Origin of the sequence: Citrobacter sp. wls717 (assembly GCF_005280955.1) — a bacterium.
GTDB lineage: Bacteria > Pseudomonadota > Gammaproteobacteria > Enterobacterales > Enterobacteriaceae > Citrobacter > Citrobacter werkmanii.
The window spans coordinates 1-17,047 of sequence record NZ_SZWW01000002.1; the positions used below are offsets into that span (position 1 = coordinate 1).

Annotated in this window: 16 protein-coding genes; 7 read left to right on the forward strand and 9 right to left on the reverse strand. The window is 51.5% G+C overall.

The window, feature by feature from the left end; genetic code table 11:
• Positions 1 to 210: 210 nt before the first annotated feature.
• The 3 genes from FDX09_RS02145 (at position 211) to FDX09_RS02155 (ending at position 3,281) form a co-directional block, all read left to right on the forward strand.
• Positions 211 to 1,260, forward strand: a complete 1,050-nt coding sequence (locus FDX09_RS02145) for a YeiH family protein (protein ID WP_038642005.1) — start codon at positions 211 to 213, stop codon at positions 1,258 to 1,260.
• A gap of 72 nt (positions 1,261 to 1,332) precedes the next feature.
• Complete coding sequence (gene nfo, locus FDX09_RS02150; protein WP_121529286.1) at positions 1,333 to 2,190, forward strand: deoxyribonuclease IV; 858 nt, start codon at positions 1,333 to 1,335, stop codon at positions 2,188 to 2,190.
• A gap of 2 nt (positions 2,191 to 2,192) precedes the next feature.
• Entirely contained in the window at positions 2,193 to 3,281 is a 1,089-nt protein-coding gene (locus FDX09_RS02155; protein WP_069323444.1) for a sugar kinase, read from the forward strand.
• Between the two features lie 43 nt (positions 3,282 to 3,324).
• On the opposite strand, the gene FDX09_RS02160 is transcribed toward FDX09_RS02155, so the two are convergent.
• The 4 genes from FDX09_RS02160 to hypT all read right to left on the reverse strand — a co-directional run bounded on the left by FDX09_RS02160 (position 3,325) and on the right by hypT (position 7,751).
• The gene (locus tag FDX09_RS02160; protein WP_038642011.1) at positions 3,325 to 4,575 is read right to left on the reverse strand and encodes a NupC/NupG family nucleoside CNT transporter; all 1,251 of its coding nucleotides are present in this window, start codon (positions 4,573 to 4,575) and stop codon (positions 3,325 to 3,327) included.
• A 96-nt stretch (positions 4,576 to 4,671) separates the two neighbouring features.
• Positions 4,672 to 5,607, reverse strand: a complete 936-nt coding sequence (locus FDX09_RS02165; protein WP_038642013.1) for a pseudouridine-5'-phosphate glycosidase — start codon at positions 5,605 to 5,607, stop codon at positions 4,672 to 4,674.
• A complete protein-coding gene (locus FDX09_RS02170) occupies positions 5,595 to 6,536 on the reverse strand; it encodes a pseudouridine kinase (protein ID WP_085047870.1) in 942 nt (313 codons plus the stop codon). The genes FDX09_RS02165 and FDX09_RS02170 overlap by 13 nt, the downstream gene beginning before the upstream one ends.
• A gap of 303 nt (positions 6,537 to 6,839) precedes the next feature.
• Positions 6,840 to 7,751, reverse strand: coding sequence for a hypochlorite stress DNA-binding transcriptional regulator HypT (gene hypT / locus FDX09_RS02175; protein WP_085048255.1), 912 nt, complete (start codon positions 7,749 to 7,751; stop codon positions 6,840 to 6,842).
• Between the two features lie 353 nt (positions 7,752 to 8,104).
• On the opposite strand from hypT, the gene FDX09_RS02180 reads away from it, so the two are divergent.
• Both FDX09_RS02180 and FDX09_RS02185 read left to right on the forward strand, forming a co-directional pair.
• Positions 8,105 to 8,824, forward strand: coding sequence for an amino acid racemase (locus tag FDX09_RS02180; protein ID WP_085047869.1), 720 nt, complete (start codon positions 8,105 to 8,107; stop codon positions 8,822 to 8,824).
• Positions 8,825 to 8,896: 72 nt separating this feature from the next.
• The gene (locus FDX09_RS02185) at positions 8,897 to 10,195 is read left to right on the forward strand and encodes an anaerobic C4-dicarboxylate transporter (protein WP_085047868.1); all 1,299 of its coding nucleotides are present in this window, start codon (positions 8,897 to 8,899) and stop codon (positions 10,193 to 10,195) included.
• 64 nt (positions 10,196 to 10,259) lie between these two features.
• On the opposite strand, the gene FDX09_RS02190 is transcribed toward FDX09_RS02185, so the two are convergent.
• From FDX09_RS02190 to fruB, 4 genes are all read right to left on the reverse strand, one after another.
• Complete coding sequence (locus tag FDX09_RS02190; RefSeq protein ID WP_038642021.1) at positions 10,260 to 10,496, reverse strand: YgdI/YgdR family lipoprotein; 237 nt, start codon at positions 10,494 to 10,496, stop codon at positions 10,260 to 10,262.
• 145 nt (positions 10,497 to 10,641) lie between these two features.
• A complete protein-coding gene (fruA, locus tag FDX09_RS02195; protein WP_085047867.1) occupies positions 10,642 to 12,330 on the reverse strand; it encodes a PTS fructose transporter subunit IIBC in 1,689 nt (562 codons plus the stop codon).
• Positions 12,331 to 12,346: 16 nt separating this feature from the next.
• Positions 12,347 to 13,285 carry a 1-phosphofructokinase gene (gene fruK / locus FDX09_RS02200; protein ID WP_006683781.1) on the reverse strand — a complete coding sequence of 313 codons (939 nt, stop codon included), beginning with the start codon at positions 13,283 to 13,285 and terminating at the stop codon, positions 12,347 to 12,349.
• Positions 13,285 to 14,415 carry a fused PTS fructose transporter subunit IIA/HPr protein gene (gene fruB / locus FDX09_RS02205; protein WP_137346728.1) on the reverse strand — a complete coding sequence of 377 codons (1,131 nt, stop codon included), beginning with the start codon at positions 14,413 to 14,415 and terminating at the stop codon, positions 13,285 to 13,287. Before fruB ends, fruK begins: the two co-directional genes overlap by 1 nt.
• Before the next feature lie 368 nt (positions 14,416 to 14,783).
• Between fruB and setB the strand changes: the two genes are divergently transcribed.
• A complete protein-coding gene (gene setB / locus FDX09_RS02215; RefSeq protein ID WP_137346729.1) occupies positions 14,784 to 15,965 on the forward strand; it encodes a sugar efflux transporter SetB in 1,182 nt (393 codons plus the stop codon).
• On the opposite strand, the gene FDX09_RS02220 is transcribed toward setB, so the two are convergent.
• Positions 15,962 to 16,216, reverse strand: coding sequence for a YkgJ family cysteine cluster protein (locus tag FDX09_RS02220; protein ID WP_005129254.1), 255 nt, complete (start codon positions 16,214 to 16,216; stop codon positions 15,962 to 15,964). The genes setB and FDX09_RS02220 overlap by 4 nt on opposite strands.
• Before the next feature lie 157 nt (positions 16,217 to 16,373).
• Here FDX09_RS02220 and yeiP point away from each other — a divergent pair, with 157 nt between their 5' ends.
• Positions 16,374 to 16,946, forward strand: coding sequence for an elongation factor P-like protein YeiP (yeiP, locus tag FDX09_RS02225; protein WP_038642029.1), 573 nt, complete (start codon positions 16,374 to 16,376; stop codon positions 16,944 to 16,946).
• Positions 16,947 to 17,047 lie beyond the last annotated feature (101 nt).

Consider the following 17,047-nt stretch of genomic DNA (forward strand, 5'->3'; position numbering starts at 1 on the left):
CTAAATAATTCGAGTTGCAGGAAGGCGGCAAGAGAGAGCATCCCCGGGAGCGTACTTAAGTACGTGACTGGGGTGAACGAGCGCAGCCAACGCGCATGCAACTTGAAGTATGACGGGTATACCACTTATATAGATTAATTATAAATATATAATCAATTTTATTTTTAAACCACATCGCCGTACTCTTTTACCCAGATAAAGGAGAAGGATATGACAGAACTCACCTTACAGACTCATCGTCGTACAGCGTGGCATTTTATTCCGGGGCTTGCCCTGAGTGCAGTTATCACTGGGGCCGCCTTATGGGGGGGATCCATTCCCGCCGTCGCAGGTGCCGGGTTTAGCGCCCTCACCTTAGCCATCTTGTTTGGGATGGTTATCGGCAACACCGTGTATCCACAAATCTGGAAAAGCTGCGATGGCGGCGTACTGTTTGCTAAACAACATTTATTACGCCTGGGGATAATCCTCTACGGTTTCCGCCTTACCTTCGCGCAAATTGCTGACGTCGGCGTCAGCGGTATCGTAATCGACATATTAACGCTCAGCAGCACCTTCATGATTGCCTGCTTCCTTGGGCAGAAAGTGTTTGGTCTGGACCGTCACACCAGTTGGCTGATTGGCGCGGGCAGCAGCATCTGTGGCGCCGCCGCGGTACTGGCAACAGAGCCTGTCGTTAAAGCCGAAGCCAGTAAGGTGACGGTCGCCGTCGCCACGGTGGTTATCTTCGGTACTATCGCTATCTTCCTGTATCCGGCGATGTATCCGCTGTTAGCGCACTGGTTTACTCCCGAGACTTACGGGATTTACATTGGCTCCACCATGCATGAAGTTGCGCAGGTTGTTGCCGCCGGACACGCCATTAACCCGGATGCTGAAAACGCCGCGGTTATTGCCAAAATGCTGCGCGTCATGATGCTGGCTCCGTTCCTCATCCTGCTGGCCGCACGAGTAAAACAACTGTCTCCGGCAACCGGTGGTGAGAAGAGCAAAATCACCATTCCATGGTTTGCCATCATGTTCATTGTGGTGGCGATTTTTAACTCTTTCCACCTGCTGCCGCAGTCGGTAGTGAGTATGCTGGTGACGCTGGATACCGTGCTGCTGGCAATGGCGATGGCCGCACTGGGGCTAACCACTCACGTGAGCGCCCTGAAAAAAGCTGGTGCTAAACCTTTGCTGATGGCGCTACTGCTGTTTGTCTGGCTGATTGTAGGCGGTGGTGCGATTAACTTCGCTATCCACGCGCTAATGGCATAAACGATCACGACTAACGTTAGTTGACCCGCTATACTCTTCCTTTTTTGAATTTGAGTATGGCGGGTTTAATTCATGAAATACATCGGAGCGCACGTAAGCGCCGCTGGCGGTCTGGCTAACGCCGCTATTCGGGCCGCAGAAATCGAAGCTACCGCATTCGCCCTGTTCACCAAAAATCAGCGTCAGTGGCGCGCCGCGGCGTTGACCACTGAAATCATTGATGATTTCAAATCCGCTTGCGAGAAGTATCACTATACTTCCGCTCAGATCCTGCCTCACGACAGCTACCTGATTAATCTCGGCCACCCGGTCAGCGATGCGCTGGAAAAATCACGCGATGCATTTATCGATGAAATGCAGCGCTGTGAACTGCTCGGTTTATCGCTGCTCAACTTTCATCCGGGCAGCCATTTGATGCAGATCCCGGAAGATGAATGTCTGGCGCGCATTGCTGAATCTATCAACATCGCCCTCGCTCAGACCCAAGGGGTTACGGCAGTTATCGAAAATACCGCCGGACAGGGCAGCAATCTCGGATTTAAGTTTGAGCACCTTGCCGCCATTATTGATGGTGTTGAAGATAAATCCCGTGTTGGCGTCTGTATTGATACCTGCCACGCTTTCGCTGCCGGTTACGATTTGCGTTCTGTCGAGGAATGCGAAAAAACGTTTGCGGAATTTGAACGTATTGTCGGTTTCAGCTATCTACGCGGTATGCACCTGAATGACGCCAAGAGCACGTTTGGCAGTCGCGTCGACCGCCACCACAGCTTAGGTGAAGGGAATATTGGCCACGACGCTTTCCGCTGGATCATGCAGGACAATCGTTTTGATGGCATTCCGCTGGTGCTGGAAACGATTAATCCGGATATCTGGGCAGAAGAGATTGCCTGGCTGAAAGCCCAGCAAACAGAACAAGCGGTGGCGTAATCATGAACGACAGGGAAAAGCAGATCCTTAAGATCCTGCGTCGCAATCCGTTGATTCAGCAGAATGAAATCGCCGATATTCTGCAAATCAGCCGTTCTCGCGTCGCTGCGCATATTATGGATTTGATGCGTAAAGGCATGATCAAAGGTAAAGGTTATATCCTTACCGAACAGGATTATTGCGTGGTTGTCGGAGCAATCAACATGGATATTCGTGGTGTTGCAGACATCCATTATCCTCAGGCGGCCTCTAATCCTGGCAGCATTCACTGCTCGGCAGGCGGCGTAGGACGCAACATCGCCCACAACCTGGCGCTGCTGGGCCGTGACGTTCACTTAATTTCCGCTGTTGGCAGTGATTTCTATGGGGAAACATTGCTGGAACAAACGCGTCAGGCCGGTGTTAACGTTGCAAGTTGCATACGCCTGCATGGGCATAACACCTCAACCTACCTGTCGATCGCTAATCAGCAGGAAGAAACCGTACTGGCAATTAACGATACCCATATCCTGCAGCAATTAACGCCGCAGTTGCTGAACGGGTCGCGAGATTTGATCCGCCATTCCGGTGTCGTACTGGCAGATTGCAATCTGACCGCCGAAGCCATTGAGTGGGTCTTTACTATTGCTGATGATATTCCGGTATTCATTGACACCGTTTCAGAGTTCAAAGCGGCAAAAATGAAGACATGGTTTACGCGTATTCATACGCTAAAACCAACGCAGAAAGAGCTGGCGATTTTGTGGGGCCAACCTATCCATTCAGATGCCGATCGCGTACTGGCCGTCAATAGTCTGCATCAGCAAGGGGTAAAACGGATCTTTGTCTGTCTGGAAGATGAATCTGTTTTTTGCAGCGAAAAGGACGGAGAGCAGTTTTTACTGACGCCTCCCAATCATACGATCGTAGACAGTTTTGGCGCCGATGACGCTTTTATGGCCGGATTGCTGTACAGCTTTCTGGAAGGTAGCGAGTTCCGTGAAAGCGCTCACTTTGCCATGGCCTGCGCGGCATTATCGCGAGCCAGCGTCAGCATTAACAACCCAACCCTTTCGGCAGATAACGCCTTATATTTGCTGCAAACAGCTTAAATGTAATGCCGGATAGCGCCACGCTTATCCGGCATTATTCTCACTATGCTATACCGATAAAGAAACCCGCTATGGTGGCGCTCATCAGGTTTGACAGCGTTGCTGCTGCCAGCGCGCGCATTCCAAGCTGCGCGATTTCCGGGGCTCGCTGTGGTGCTATCGCCGAAAACGCGCCGACAACAACGCCAATCGAACCAAAGTTAGCGAACCCGCACAGCGCAAACGAGATAATCGCAATGGTCTTCACATCCAGTGTCCCGCCGGTTTGCAGATACGGCGAGAAGTTGAGATAGGCGACAAACTCGTTGATTGCCAGCTTCTGTCCAATCAGGCTACCTGCCAGCGTCGCATCGCTCCAGTCCACGCCCATAATCCACGCCAGCGGGGCTAACACATAGCCAAAGATCCCTTCCAGGGTGGCGTGACCAAAACCAAACCAACCGCCAATTCCGCCGATAATGCCGTTAATCAGCGCAATAATGGCGACAAATGCCATTACTACCGTTGCCACGCCTGCGGCAATTTTCAGCCCGGTCATCGCCCCGCTCGCCGCTGCTTCGATGATGCTTTTCGGCGGCGTTTCGGTAAATGACAGGTTCTCAAAGGTGACGCGAGATTCTTCAGTTGCCGGACTCAGCATACGCGCAAATAAAATACCACCGGGGATTGCCATCAACGATGCCGCCAGCAGATAGTCAATCGGAACGCCCATTCCAGCGTAACCAATCATCATTGAGCCAGCAATCGAGGCCATCCCGCTACAGATAGCGGTAAATAGCTCATTGCGATTCAGCCGGTCAATAAACGGTTTCACGATTGCCGGGATCTCGTTTTGCCCGAGGAAAATCGTGGTTACTGCGACAAATGACTCGATCTTACTGATGTTCAACGCTTTCTGGAAAATACCGCCAAGGATGCGGATCAACAGCCCCATCACGCCAATGTAGTAGAGTAGACTGATCAGCGCGGTCACAAAAATGATGGCCGGGAGCACCCGAAAGGCGAAGATAAACCCGGCTCCGTCGAACAGCACATCCATTTTTGGCCCGACCAGGGAGCCAAAGATAAATGCACTACCCGCGTCACTGTATGACATCACCTTGTGGACACCGAGCGCGGCCTGTTCAACCAGCCATTTCCCCGGCGGGAAATAGAGCATAATGCCGCCGATTGCAATTTGCAGCACCAGTGCTGCCCCGACCGTACGCAGACTAATACGCTTTTTATTTACTGACAGCAGAAACGCGATAGTCAGTAATACCACCATACCCACAACACTTCTCATTATATCCATAATGAAATTCCCTTCATGCCAGGAAACCCGGCGTTACCGCCAGGTTTTGGTAGGTTTGCTATCCGCGGGCGACCGCATTCTGCCCGGAAAATTTGGTCAGGCGAGGCGTTGATACTCCTTCGCAATTTCACAAGCCAGTACCGCGTTGTTGAACACCAACTGAATATTTGATTTCAGGCTGTCACCGCCGGTCAGCTCCGCAACGCGCGCCAGCAGGAACGGCGTACTCTCTTTGCCCACAACCCCCTGCTCTTCCGCTTCTTTTACCGCCCGATCGATTGCCGCATTAATTTTCTCTTCAGCCATCGCAAACTGCTCCGGGATTGGGTTTGCAACAACCAGACCGCCGTCGAGACCTGTCTGCCATTTCACCGCCATGGCACGGGCAATCTCTTTTGCGCTGTCCAGACGGATACTGACCTCAAACGGACTGGTTCGGCAGAAAAATGCCGGCAACGCGTTGGTCTGATATCCAATTAACGGCACGCCAAAGGTTTCTAAATATTCGGTCGTTAAACCGAGATCAAGAATAGATTTCGCCCCGGCACAAATTACCGTGACATTGGTATGCGCCAGTTCTTGCAGATCTGCGGAAATATCAAAGGTATGTTCAGCACCACGGTGAACACCACCAATCCCGCCCGTCGCAAATACTTTAATTCCAGCCAGGGAGGCAATAATCATGGTTGAGGCAACTGTCGTCGCACCATTTTTCCCTGCAGCAACCACAAATGGTAAATCACGACGACTGACTTTAGTAACGCTATGCCCCTCTCTTCCAAGCAACTCAATTTCATCTTTGCTTAAACCAACTTTCATTACCCCGCCAATAATGGCAATGGTCGCAGGAACTGCCCCGTGCTTACGAATAGTTTCTTCTACTTCAATAGCAGTCTGGGCATTCTGCGGAAATGGCATACCATGAGAAATAATGGTTGACTCGAGGGCAACAATCGGTTTTTTACTGTTTAATGCTTCCTGTACTTCTGGAGATATTTGTAATAATTCAGAGGAAAGAGTTAATTCAGACATTCTGTGTTCTCCACGATTGAGATAACATTCGCAACAGACAAATCAGGGTTATTGGTATATTCACAGGCTAATGCCATTGATGAACAACCCTGCGCAAATCGAACCGAATCAATAAAGGGCATGCCGTCTACCCAGCAGGAAGCCAGTCCCGCCATCATCGCATCGCCAGCCCCGGTAACATTAATGACGTGAGTTTTAATCGGCAGCGACCAACCGCAATCCCCCGCAATATCACTGTAATAAACTCCGTCACCGCCCATGCTGAGCACCAGGCGATTTAAGCCGCGATCGTGAAACCAGGCGGCCACTTTGCCAACATCATCACGCCCGGAAAGCGCAATACCGCTCAGCGTTTCGGCTTCAAGCCGGTTAGGTTTGAGGGTGTGAATTTGTCCAAGCCGCTCGCGAACTTTGACGCATTTCCATGCCGATACCGGGTCGACAAACACCGGAACATCTCCGGCATTATCCAGCACCCATGCCAGGGCGTCTTCGCTGATATTGCAATCGGCGACGATAACTTTCGCCTGCCGAATAAAATCATGCTGCTGCGATAAAAAACTCGGTGAAATATGTTCGGTAATGCTCATATCATTAATGGCAACCAGCATTTCACCGGTGTTATCAAGCAGAGATAAATAACTCGATGTATTCTCTCCCGGAACGATAAGACACTTATCAACATGTACTCCGGATAGATTAGTTTGCGCCAATAACGATTGACCATAAAAATCATTACCAACCGCAGTCAGTAACCACGAATTTTTACCCAGTAGCGCGAGATTATGTGCAATGTTGCGTCCAACTCCGCCGGGGGTGAATTTTATCTTTCCTGGATTCGAATCCGCATAATTTAGAGAAGCATGCGAATACCCAGCAACATCCATATTGGCAGAGCCAATAGTTACTATGTATTCCTTTTCACGCATAGCACGTCCCCTGGCAATTATCTTGCCACAAATGAGTTCGTTAAGAATAACCACCGCCATACACAAAACTATTAGAGCACATGTTCAGTATCGAACATATGTTTATAGTAAGCATGTTTTTGACAAAGTAAATCTATCTGCAAGAACCAAAGTCAATAGATATGAACAGAATCACAATTTTTTATAGATACAGTTTGTAAGGGAGAGAGAAAATGAGAGATAGTACACAAATTAAGCAGGCTAAAAAGCATAACTCCGGTATAACCGGAAATTTTTCAGGTGCGCCAGGCGAGCTGGCGCGTCTCAGGTAAGCGAAACCAGGTCCTCTGGCATATGGTTGTACAAAATACGCCAGAAATGTTCAGCCGTTTTATTCAATCGGGTATCCATCCGGTAAATATAGGCCTGAATAGGTACCATCAGTTCAGGTGTCGCCAGGCGCACCAGACGCTTATCGCGCAGCTCGTTGACGATCGACCACGCTGGTAGCCAGGCGATCCCATGCCCATCCAGCGCCATGTTTTTCAACAACTCACTCATCGAAGACATAAACAACGTTCGTGCTGAAATGCCGCCAACTTCCGCTAACTGACGGTTTACCAATCTTCCCATGTAGGATGTGCTGGTATAGTTCAGAATCGGCGCCTGCGGCTGATAGATATCAAACAACGCGTTCCCCTGTCCATCGGTAGCACAGACAGGATAGAGCTCTGACTCAAAAACCTTCAAGCCACAGAAAGGCGACTGCATTAAATCCTCGTCACGAAACGAGATAATAAAATCACTTTTCCCCTCGCGCAGGGTATTCACCGCTTGCACCACATCAATCGCCTCGACGTGCCAGACAAATTCTTCCCCCCAGGCCGCCATTGAATGCACTAACCGGGGCAACATGGTCAGCGACAAAGAATGCGCTGCCGCGATTTTTATGTTGGGGACCCCAAGCAGATTGTGACCACTGAGTTCGTCCAGATTACATTCCAGCTGTTGTAGCAGGCTACGCGTTTGCGAATGGAATAACTTGCCCTCCTCCGTCAATTGCAGCGGCGCCGTCGTGCGATCAAACAGCTGCACCCCCACGGCTGATTCGAGCGCTTTGATCCTCCGGCTAAATGCCGGCTGAGATATATTGCGCTCCTCCGCAGCCTGGGAAAAATGACGGCATGCCTCCAGCGTCAGGAAATCATATAACCATTTTGTCTCAATATTTTTCATGCCTGTCACGCGGATGCTTAAATATGTTGATGAGCCTAACAACATCATGCCTGAAGAATTCCAGAGATGGTATTGACGATTAGCCCATAATGATTCGTTTTTTGCATCAAGCCTTCGTTTTTGACATTAACATGTCAGCATCACCATCCAGCCGCAACCCTACTCTGCTTGCAGATCTTCAGGCTCCGCACCCTATCCTGACCTCATAGAACGGCGAAAAAAACTACAGTCATGCGGTTTTTGCATTAAGCCAAACATTATTGCATTTCTCGTCGCGACGCTCTGCTGTTAAACATTAGGGCAAGATAAAACACAGCCTGAATATTATTTAATGGTTAAACGAGGTATATATCGTGAAAGGTTTAATTGGCGTACTTGGTGGTATGGGACCTGCTGCAACCGTCGATCTATTTAATAAATTCGTCACATTTACTGCAGCGCAACGCGATCAGGAACATATTCCATTAATTATTTCATCCATTCCTGATATACCTGACCGTACTGACGCATTAATGCGTCATGGTAATTCCCCGCTTCCGGCCATGCGTGATTATATGCATAAACTCGAAGATGCTGGCGCGGAGTGTATTGTGATCCCGTGTAATACCGCCCACTTTTGGTTTAAAGAGTTAAAAGAATCCTGTCATACGGAGTTGCTGAGTATTGTGGAGACAACCCTGGGTGAGGTCAGAAGCTGCGGAAAATCGCGCATCGGACTGCTGGCTACCAATGCCACGTTGTACATGGGGCTCTACCAAAAAGGGATAGAGTCTCTTGGGTTAACCTGCGTCAGCCCTGATTCTTCCAGCCAGGAAAAAGTCATGGAAAGTATTTATTGCCTGAAAGCAGGAGATGTTAAGCAAGCACAAAAATTAATGAATGAACAGGCTGAAGCACTTTTTGCACGCGGCGCGGAAGTCATCGTTCTGGGATGTACTGAAGTCCCCGTTATCCTTGCTGAAGCCGTCAAGAAATCACCAGCAAAATATATTGATTCAACCGGTTCATTGGTTCGTGCCGGAATTAAGTGGTATGAAAAACGCGTTGGAAAAAGCCACCTGCTGGCGCAATAAAAAACCACCATTTAATCATCACATTTAATAAAAGCCATTCTTATAGCGAATTATTATCTGGCGGAGGCCATTATGCTTTGGTTGGAAATTATCGTAGTATTAGGCGCAATATTTTTCGGCATCCGCCTCGGCGGAATTGGTATCGGTTTATGCGGTGGGCTGGGGCTGGCTATTTTAACCCTGGGATTTGGTCTGAAAATTGGCTCGCCGCCTGTGGACGTCATTCTTATTATTATGACGGTGGTTGTGGCGGCATCAGCGCTACAGGCAGCCGGAGGCATGGATTATCTGGTACGCATTGCCGGTAATTTTATGCGTCGAAATCCTAAATATATCAATGTTATTGCACCGATTATCACCTGGTCGATGACCATAATGGCGGGAACAGGTTTCATTGTCTTTTCCACCCTGCCGGTGATTGCCGAAGTTGCGAAAGAGTCAGGCATCCGCCCTTCTCGTACGCTCGCAGGCTCCGTAGTGGCATCTCAGGTTGCAATATCCGGCTCGCCGATCAGCGCCGCAATGGCCGCGATGCTGACCATCATGGAAGGCAACGGTATCAGCTTTATTCAGGTTATGGCGGTATGTCTGCCCGCCTCGTTTGTTGCCGCGATGGTTGGGGCATTCATCGCCTCGCGCCAGGGATGTGAACTCCAGGACGATGAGGTCTATCTGGAACGCCTGCAGAAAGGGCTAGTGCGAAAATACGAAGGGCAAAACAGTACCACACCGGGTGCAAAACTTTCAGTCGCCCTGTTTATGCTGGCCACGGTGCTCATCGTTATTCTTGCCGCATTCCCGCAGCTACGCCCTGGATTTGATGTTGGCAGCCCAATGAATACGCGGGATATCATTATCATCTGCATGCTGGCTGCCGCTTGCCTGATGGTGGTGCTGTGCAAAACATCTACAGATGCCATTGTCCTGACGTCAACTTTTCGCGCCGGGATGAGTTCGCTGGCAGTCATTCTCGGCATTGTTACGCTGGGAACCACATTCATTGACGCGCACCTAGCGGAGATTAAGGACATCGCGGGGAATATTCTGCAGGCCTACCCGATGCTGCTGGCTCTGGTATTGTTTGGCACCTGCGCGCTGCTCTATTCGCAGGGAGCCACCACGCCGTTGATTATCCCGCTTGCCGTCGCGCTTGGCGTTCCTACCTGGGCAATTCTGGCTTCCTATGTGGCTGTGACCGGCGTGTTTGTTCTCCCAACGTACCCGACTTCACTGGCGGCGATGGAGTTCGACACCACCGGGACAACGCGCGTAGGTAAGTATGTCTTAAACCATCCGTTTATGTTGCCAGGACTGGGTGGGATCATCGCGGGCGTTGCCTTTGGCTTTATCATCGCCCCAATGATTGCCTGAGCCGTCTTATTCAGGGGCGCGAAAGATTTCGCCCCTGAATGATTCTCTATTCACTTGACCCGGCTCACCACATCAATACCGTCTTACCTTTATCTATTTGCTTCACATCGCTGCTTTTAATCACGCGGTGATAACCATAGGCGTCAGCATATTTTGTCAGTCCTGTCCCGGGGTCTTGCTCAGGCTTGCCTTGCGTCTCTATTGTTGCACCTGATGTTGTCGTCATCACCCAGGTGGTTGAACATCCCGTCAGCAGCAGCGTCGCGAGTGACAGAGCAGCAAAAATGGGCGCTTTTTTCATATTCGATTTCCGTGACCAGTTTGATTTAAAGGCACTTTATCGAATTTGCTTAAGGCAGGATGGATTATTGTGGCGATGCTGCAACGGTAAGGGTTAAGGCATAAAAAAGGGCAGAGATTTCTCTGCCCTGGATTTCAGCGCTTAATCAGACCGCCTTTGCCACAACCTCTGCTTCCGGGCGCTTCAGCACCGCGTAGGAGAGACCGGCTACCAGCGTACCGGCAATAATGGCCAGCAGGTAGCCAACCACCGGTGTAATTGCGCCAGGGATTAACAGCACGAACAGACCGCCGTGGGGCGCCATCAGCTTAGCCCCTACCGCCATGGAGAGAGCGCCGGTAATCGCACCGCCAACGATACAGCAAGGCAGAACGCGCATCGGATCACGCGCGGCGAATGGGATAGCCCCTTCGGTGATAAAGCACAGGCCCAGCACCAGCGCAGCTTTACCGCCCTCCTGCTGGGCTTTGTCGAACTTACGACGCGCAACCAGCGTTGCCAGACCCAGCGCCAGCGGAGGTACCATCCCCGCCGCCATAATGGCAGCCATCGGCGCATAAGTTTGCGTACTCAGCAGGCCCACACCAAAAGCATACGCCGCTTTGTTAACCGGACCGCCCATGTCAGTGCACATCATGCCGCCAAGAATCGCACCGAGCAGCACCGCATTCGCCGTACCCATGGTTTGCAGCCAGTGGGTCAGACCTTCCAGAATGCCGGCTACCGGTTTACCGATCAGGTAGATCATGGCCAGACCCACCACCAGGCTTGAAAGCAGCGGAATGATCAGAATCGGTTTCAGCGCTTCCATACTCTGTGGGAGTTTCAGCCTGGTGCTAATGAGCTTCGCCACATAACCGGCAAGAAAACCGGCAATAATCCCGCCAATAAAGCCAGAACCGGTGCTCACTGCCAGCATACCGCCGATAAGACCTGGCGTCAGACCCGGACGGTCAGCGATGGAAAACGCGATATACCCCGCCAGAACCGGCACCATCAACGCAAAGGCTGAACCGCCGCCAATCTGCATCAGCGCCGCCGCCAGCGTGCCCTGCTCTTTAAACGCTTCAATACCAAAGGCGAATGAGAGCGCAATACACAGACCGCCAGCAACAACCATCGGCAGCATGTAGGACACGCCCGTCAGCAGGTGGCGATACGCGCCAGCGCTCTCTTTCTTCCCTTCGGTTGCCGCAGACTGCGCCTTGCCGGTTGGCTGATACGGCGTCGCTTCTTCCAGCGCTTTATCCAGCTCCTGTTTGGTTTTCTTCAGCGCCAGGCCAGTAGACGTGCGGTACATTGGTTTTCCGGCAAACTTCGCCAGATCAACTTCAATGTCAGCCGCCACAATCACCAGATCCGCCTGAGCCACCTCTTCCGGGGTAATGGCATTGCCTGCCCCGACCGAGCCACGGGTTTCAACTTTTACCCACCAGCCACGTTTTTTCGCTTCTGTTTCAATAGCTTCAGCAGCCATAAACGTATGGGCAACGCCGGTCGGACAAGCCGTCACCGCCACCACGCGTTTTGGGCCACTGCTGGCAACAGACGTTGTCGCAACCGGGGCGCTGTAAGGTTTTGCATGACCTTTCGCTTCGCTGAGGAAGAGTTCAGGATGCGCAACCGCACGACCGATATCGCCGAGCCAGACTTTTTTGCCGTTCAGCGAACTGTCAGCAGGAAGCGTGTCGCCCAGAACAATCGCCAGTTCTGCATCATTCGGATTATCAATAATTTCCAGATGCGCTTTTTGCGCCGCCGCTCCAAGCAGGGTTTTCGCCATGTAAGCGCGAGCCTGGCCGAGATTAGCGTCAATAATCAGCAGCGTTTTCATTATGCCTCTCCTGCTGTCAGTTAAACGGTTTTAAGTCGACACGCGCCATCATTGCGGCCAACTGAGGACGATCGGTAATGCCCACGTTACTTTGGCTTACCGCCAGAGCGGCAACAGCCGTCGCCAGACGCAGGGTATGTTCGCTGGACTCACGCATCAGCAGGCCATAAATCAGACCGCCAACCATCGAATCACCCGCGCCAACGGTACTGACCACCTCGACTGACGGCGGTTTTGCGATCCACTCACCCGAAGCGTTGACCCACAGCGCGCCTTCCGCACCGAGGGAAATCACCACATGAGCAATACCCTGCTCGCGCAGCGCATGCGCCGCATCAATCACATCTTTCATTTCAGGCAGTTTACGACCCGCCCAGATTTCCAGTTCACGACGATTTGGCTTCACCAGCCACGGCGCCGCCTTCAGACCTGCCACCAACGCTTCACGACTACTATCAAAGATAATGCACGGACACTGACTGCGCAGACGCGTCATCCAGTCGGTGAAAGCTTCCGGGCTCACGCCGGTCGGCAAACTACCGCTAACGCACACCATGTCGAACTGGCCCAGCCAGCTCAGCGAATCGTTTACAAAGCGTTCCCAGTCAGCGGGGGTGACTTCAAAGCCAGAGAAATTGAAGTCGGTGACTTCACCGTCTTTTTCGGTCAGCTTGACGTTGATACGGGTACGCCCTTGTACAACCTGAAAACGGTTGGCAATGCCCAGCTCGCTGAACAACTGCTGAAAACCATCCTGGTTGTCTTTACCCAGAAAACCGCCCACCGTGACATCGATACCTAAATCTTTCAGGACTTTAGCGACGTTAATCCCTTTTCCCGCCGCATGCAGACCGGTGGTTTTCACCAGGTTCACTTCGCCACGTTCAATTTCCGGGCAGAAACCCACCAGGTCGTAGGCCGGGTTAAGGGTGATAGTAGCAACACGTCTGCTCATTACGCGCCCTCCCCAAGACCTGCTGCGATGGCTTCGCCAATCGCTTTCAGCGCCTGTTCAGCATCCTCGCCCTGGGCGGTAAAGCGCAGGTGATGTCCTTTCTTCACGCCTAATGCCACAACTTTCATCAGACTACGTCCATTTGCCGGTTTGCCGGTTCCATCAAGATTTGTCACGGTAATTTCACTGTTAAATTGTTTAATCGTATTCACCAGCATGGTGCCCGGACGGGCGTGTAAACCATGCTCATTGCGCACAACAAATTCGGCGCTCAGTACATCATCGGTTAAGGCGTCATCGCTGGTCAGCAGCGCCAGCACCGTTGCCGCATCCGCTTTCAACAAACGGTCAGCTTTATTATTCAGCAGCAGATCGCCAAGGCGCTTCAGCACCGCAACCGGTTGATCGTCATTCATCGCGACGGTCACCAGCAGGGCTGCCGCATCCCCCTGGACATCAAACGCCGTTGCTGCGCGGCTGACCGCAACGGCGCTGCGCACGTTACCTTCAGCACAGTCATTCAGCCAGATCCCCTGACCGAGATTCATCGGCTGCTCATTGATTGCCCTGGCGACAAATGCGGCATCAACCGCACCAATTTCTTTCAGCCGCGCAGCGTTGAGCGCCTGCAGCGTCACCAGCGAGCTGGCAACGACGTCCAGTGACAGCGTTTCGTTATCAAGCTTTAATTGTTCGCTCTGCTTTTCGCCCATCAGCAACGCGCGCAGCTCTTCCGCCGTAGTCGCTGATTTCAGCTGTTCAGCAACGGAGTCATCGCTCAACACATGCGTTAGCTGACGCAGTAAACCGAGGTGCTCATCAGAGCTGGCGGCAATACCGATCGCCACATACGCGACCTGTCCTTCGCCCCAGACCACGCCCTGCGGAAACTGAAACACCTGCACACCGGTTTTCAGCACCCGATCGCGCGTGTCCGTCGTCCCGTGAGGAATAGCAATACCGTTGCCTAGAAACGTGGACGTTTGTTGTTCACGCGCCAGCATGCCATCGACGTAGCCTTCCGCAACGTTACCCGCTTGCACTAAGGCCGCGGCAACCTGGCGAATAGCCTCTTCTTTATTCCCGGCCTGTTCGCCCGGGTGAATATCCTGAACAGATAACTGGAACATGGTTCTCCTCTCCCGCTGAATTGAAACGATTCAGCCAATATGAGAAAAAAGGCGTCACCTGACTCCATCAGTTATGGCAAGATGACGCTGAAACGTTTCAAGAAGTCTTGATCTTTTTTCTTCAGCACACAAGTAAAGTTGACAAATTACTTGCTGAATTTAGAGATAACGCACATTTTCTTCTGGGGAGAGATAAAATTGCTGAAGCAAAAATGGCGTCAGCGTGTCAGATTCAGCAACATCAGCAAACAGCATTCTTTGACTGAAATGCTATTTTGATTTTTGATGCCGATTTTGATTTGGCTACCTGTTTATTTTCTGGCAAGCAGCGTAAACTCCGCGTCTCTTCACATCATTGATATCAAAACATGCATAACACCCCCGTAGCCGCCACACCTAAGGCGTTCGATTTAACGTCTGCGGCGTTCCTGCTTGTCGCGTTTCTGACGGGTATCGCCGGCGCTTTGCAGACACCAACGCTGAGTCTTTTTCTGACCGATGAAGTCCATGCCCGTCCCGGTATGGTCGGGTTCTTTTTTACCGGCAGCGCCGTAATCGGTATCCTGGTGAGTCAGTTTCTGGCCGGGCGCTCGGATAAAAAAGGCGATCGCAAAAACCTGATTGTCTTCTGTTGTGTCCTGGGCATGCTGGCCTGCGTGTTGTTTGCCTGGAACCGTAACTATTTTATTTTGCTGTTTGTCGGCGTCTTCCTCAGCAGCTTTGGTTCAACCGCCAACCCGCAAATGTTTGCTCTCGCTCGCGAGCATGCCGATCGTACAGGCCGTGAAGCGGTCATGTTCAGCTCAATTTTACGTGCGCAGGTATCGCTGGCCTGGGTAATTGGCCCGCCGCTGGCCTACGCACTGGCAATGGGATTTAGCTTCACGGTGATGTACCTCAGCGCGGCGGTTGCTTTTATTGTCTGCGGCGCAATGGTTTGGCTGTTCTTACCGTCAATGAGTAAAAATGTGCCTCTCGCCACTGGCGTGGTGGAGGCGCCACGGCGCAATCGTCGCGACACGCTGTTCCTTTTTGTTATCTGCACATTAATGTGGGGGACCAATAGCCTCTATATCATTAATATGCCGCTGTTTATTATCAATGAACTGCATCTGCCGGAAAAACTGGCGGGTATCATGATGGGAACCGCTGCCGGGCTGGAAATCCCGACCATGTTGATTGCCGGATACTTTGCGAAGCGTCTGGGCAAGCGTCTGTTGATGCGAATTGCCGTCGTGGCCGGCTTTTTCTTTTATGCCGGTATGCTGTTGGCCCACTCTCCGGCGGTATTGCTTGGTTTACAGTTGCTGAACGCGATTTATATCGGCATCCTTGGTGGGATTGGCATGCTCTATTTCCAGGATTTGATGCCAGGACAAGCAGGTTCAGCCACGACCCTTTATACGAATACCATTCGCGTAGGCTGGATTATTGCCGGATCGTTGGCAGGTATTGCCGCTGAAATCTGGAATTATCACGCCGTGTTCTGGTTTGCGCTGGTGATGATCGTCGCCACCATCGTGTGCCTGGCGCGCATCAAAGATGTTTAAGGCGCGGTCAGCGCTTCAAGCTCAATAAGATACAGCATGGCCTGGTGCGTCGTCTTCCCACACATTTCCGCACTGGGCTGCAAACCGGCACATACTTTTGGCCGCAGCGGCGAAGCAAAAATTTTGCAGCGCAAGGATTCATCCAACTGAACGCATGGCGTATTAGCGGGCTTGCCATCAGGCATACCAGGGATAGGGCTGGAGATTGAAGGCGCGGTGCAGCATGCACCACAATCCGGACGGCATTCCATACAGTATTCTCTTTATCGTAAACCATCGGATTGTGAGAGAAGCGCACAGTAACACCTTTTTTGCACCAGCAAAAGCATCAATTCCACTTGCCTGAATGCCCCGGCGCGAGTAGTTTTACGCGATATTTTAGACACTCCTCACTACAGGATTTTTTCGATGCCAAGAGCGAACGAAATTAAAAAAGGTATGGTACTGAATTACAACGGCAAGCTGCTGATTGTAAAAGATATTGATATTCAATCACCAACCGCACGTGGCGCCGCCACGCTGTACAAAATGCGTTTTTCTGATGTCCGTACCGGCCTGAAAGTTGAAGAGCGTTTCAAGGGCGATGATATCGTTGATACTGTCACCCTGAGCCGTCGTGGCGTCGACTTTTCCTATGTCGATGGCAACGAATATGTCTTTATGGATAAAGAAGACTATACCCCGTATACCTTCACCAAAGACCAGATTGAAGAAGAACTGCTGTTCATGCCGGAAGGCGGAATGCCGGACATGCAGGTTCTGACCTGGGACGGCCAGCTGCTGGCGCTGGAACTGCCGCAAACGGTAGACCTGGAAATTGTTGAAACAGCGCCGGGCATTAAAGGGGCATCAGCAAGCGCGCGTAACAAACCTGCGACCCTGACTACCGGCCTGGTGATCCTGGTTCCTGAGTATTTGAGTGCGGGCGAAAAAATCCGTATTCATATCGAAGAACGTCGCTATATGGGCCGTGCAGACTAATTTTCTGCTGCCCATTGACGACAAGGGACAGCGCAGGCTGTAAGGCTGATCAGTAAAGCATGTATGGTGAACATGTGATTCTTGCTCAGGGTTCCGTTCAC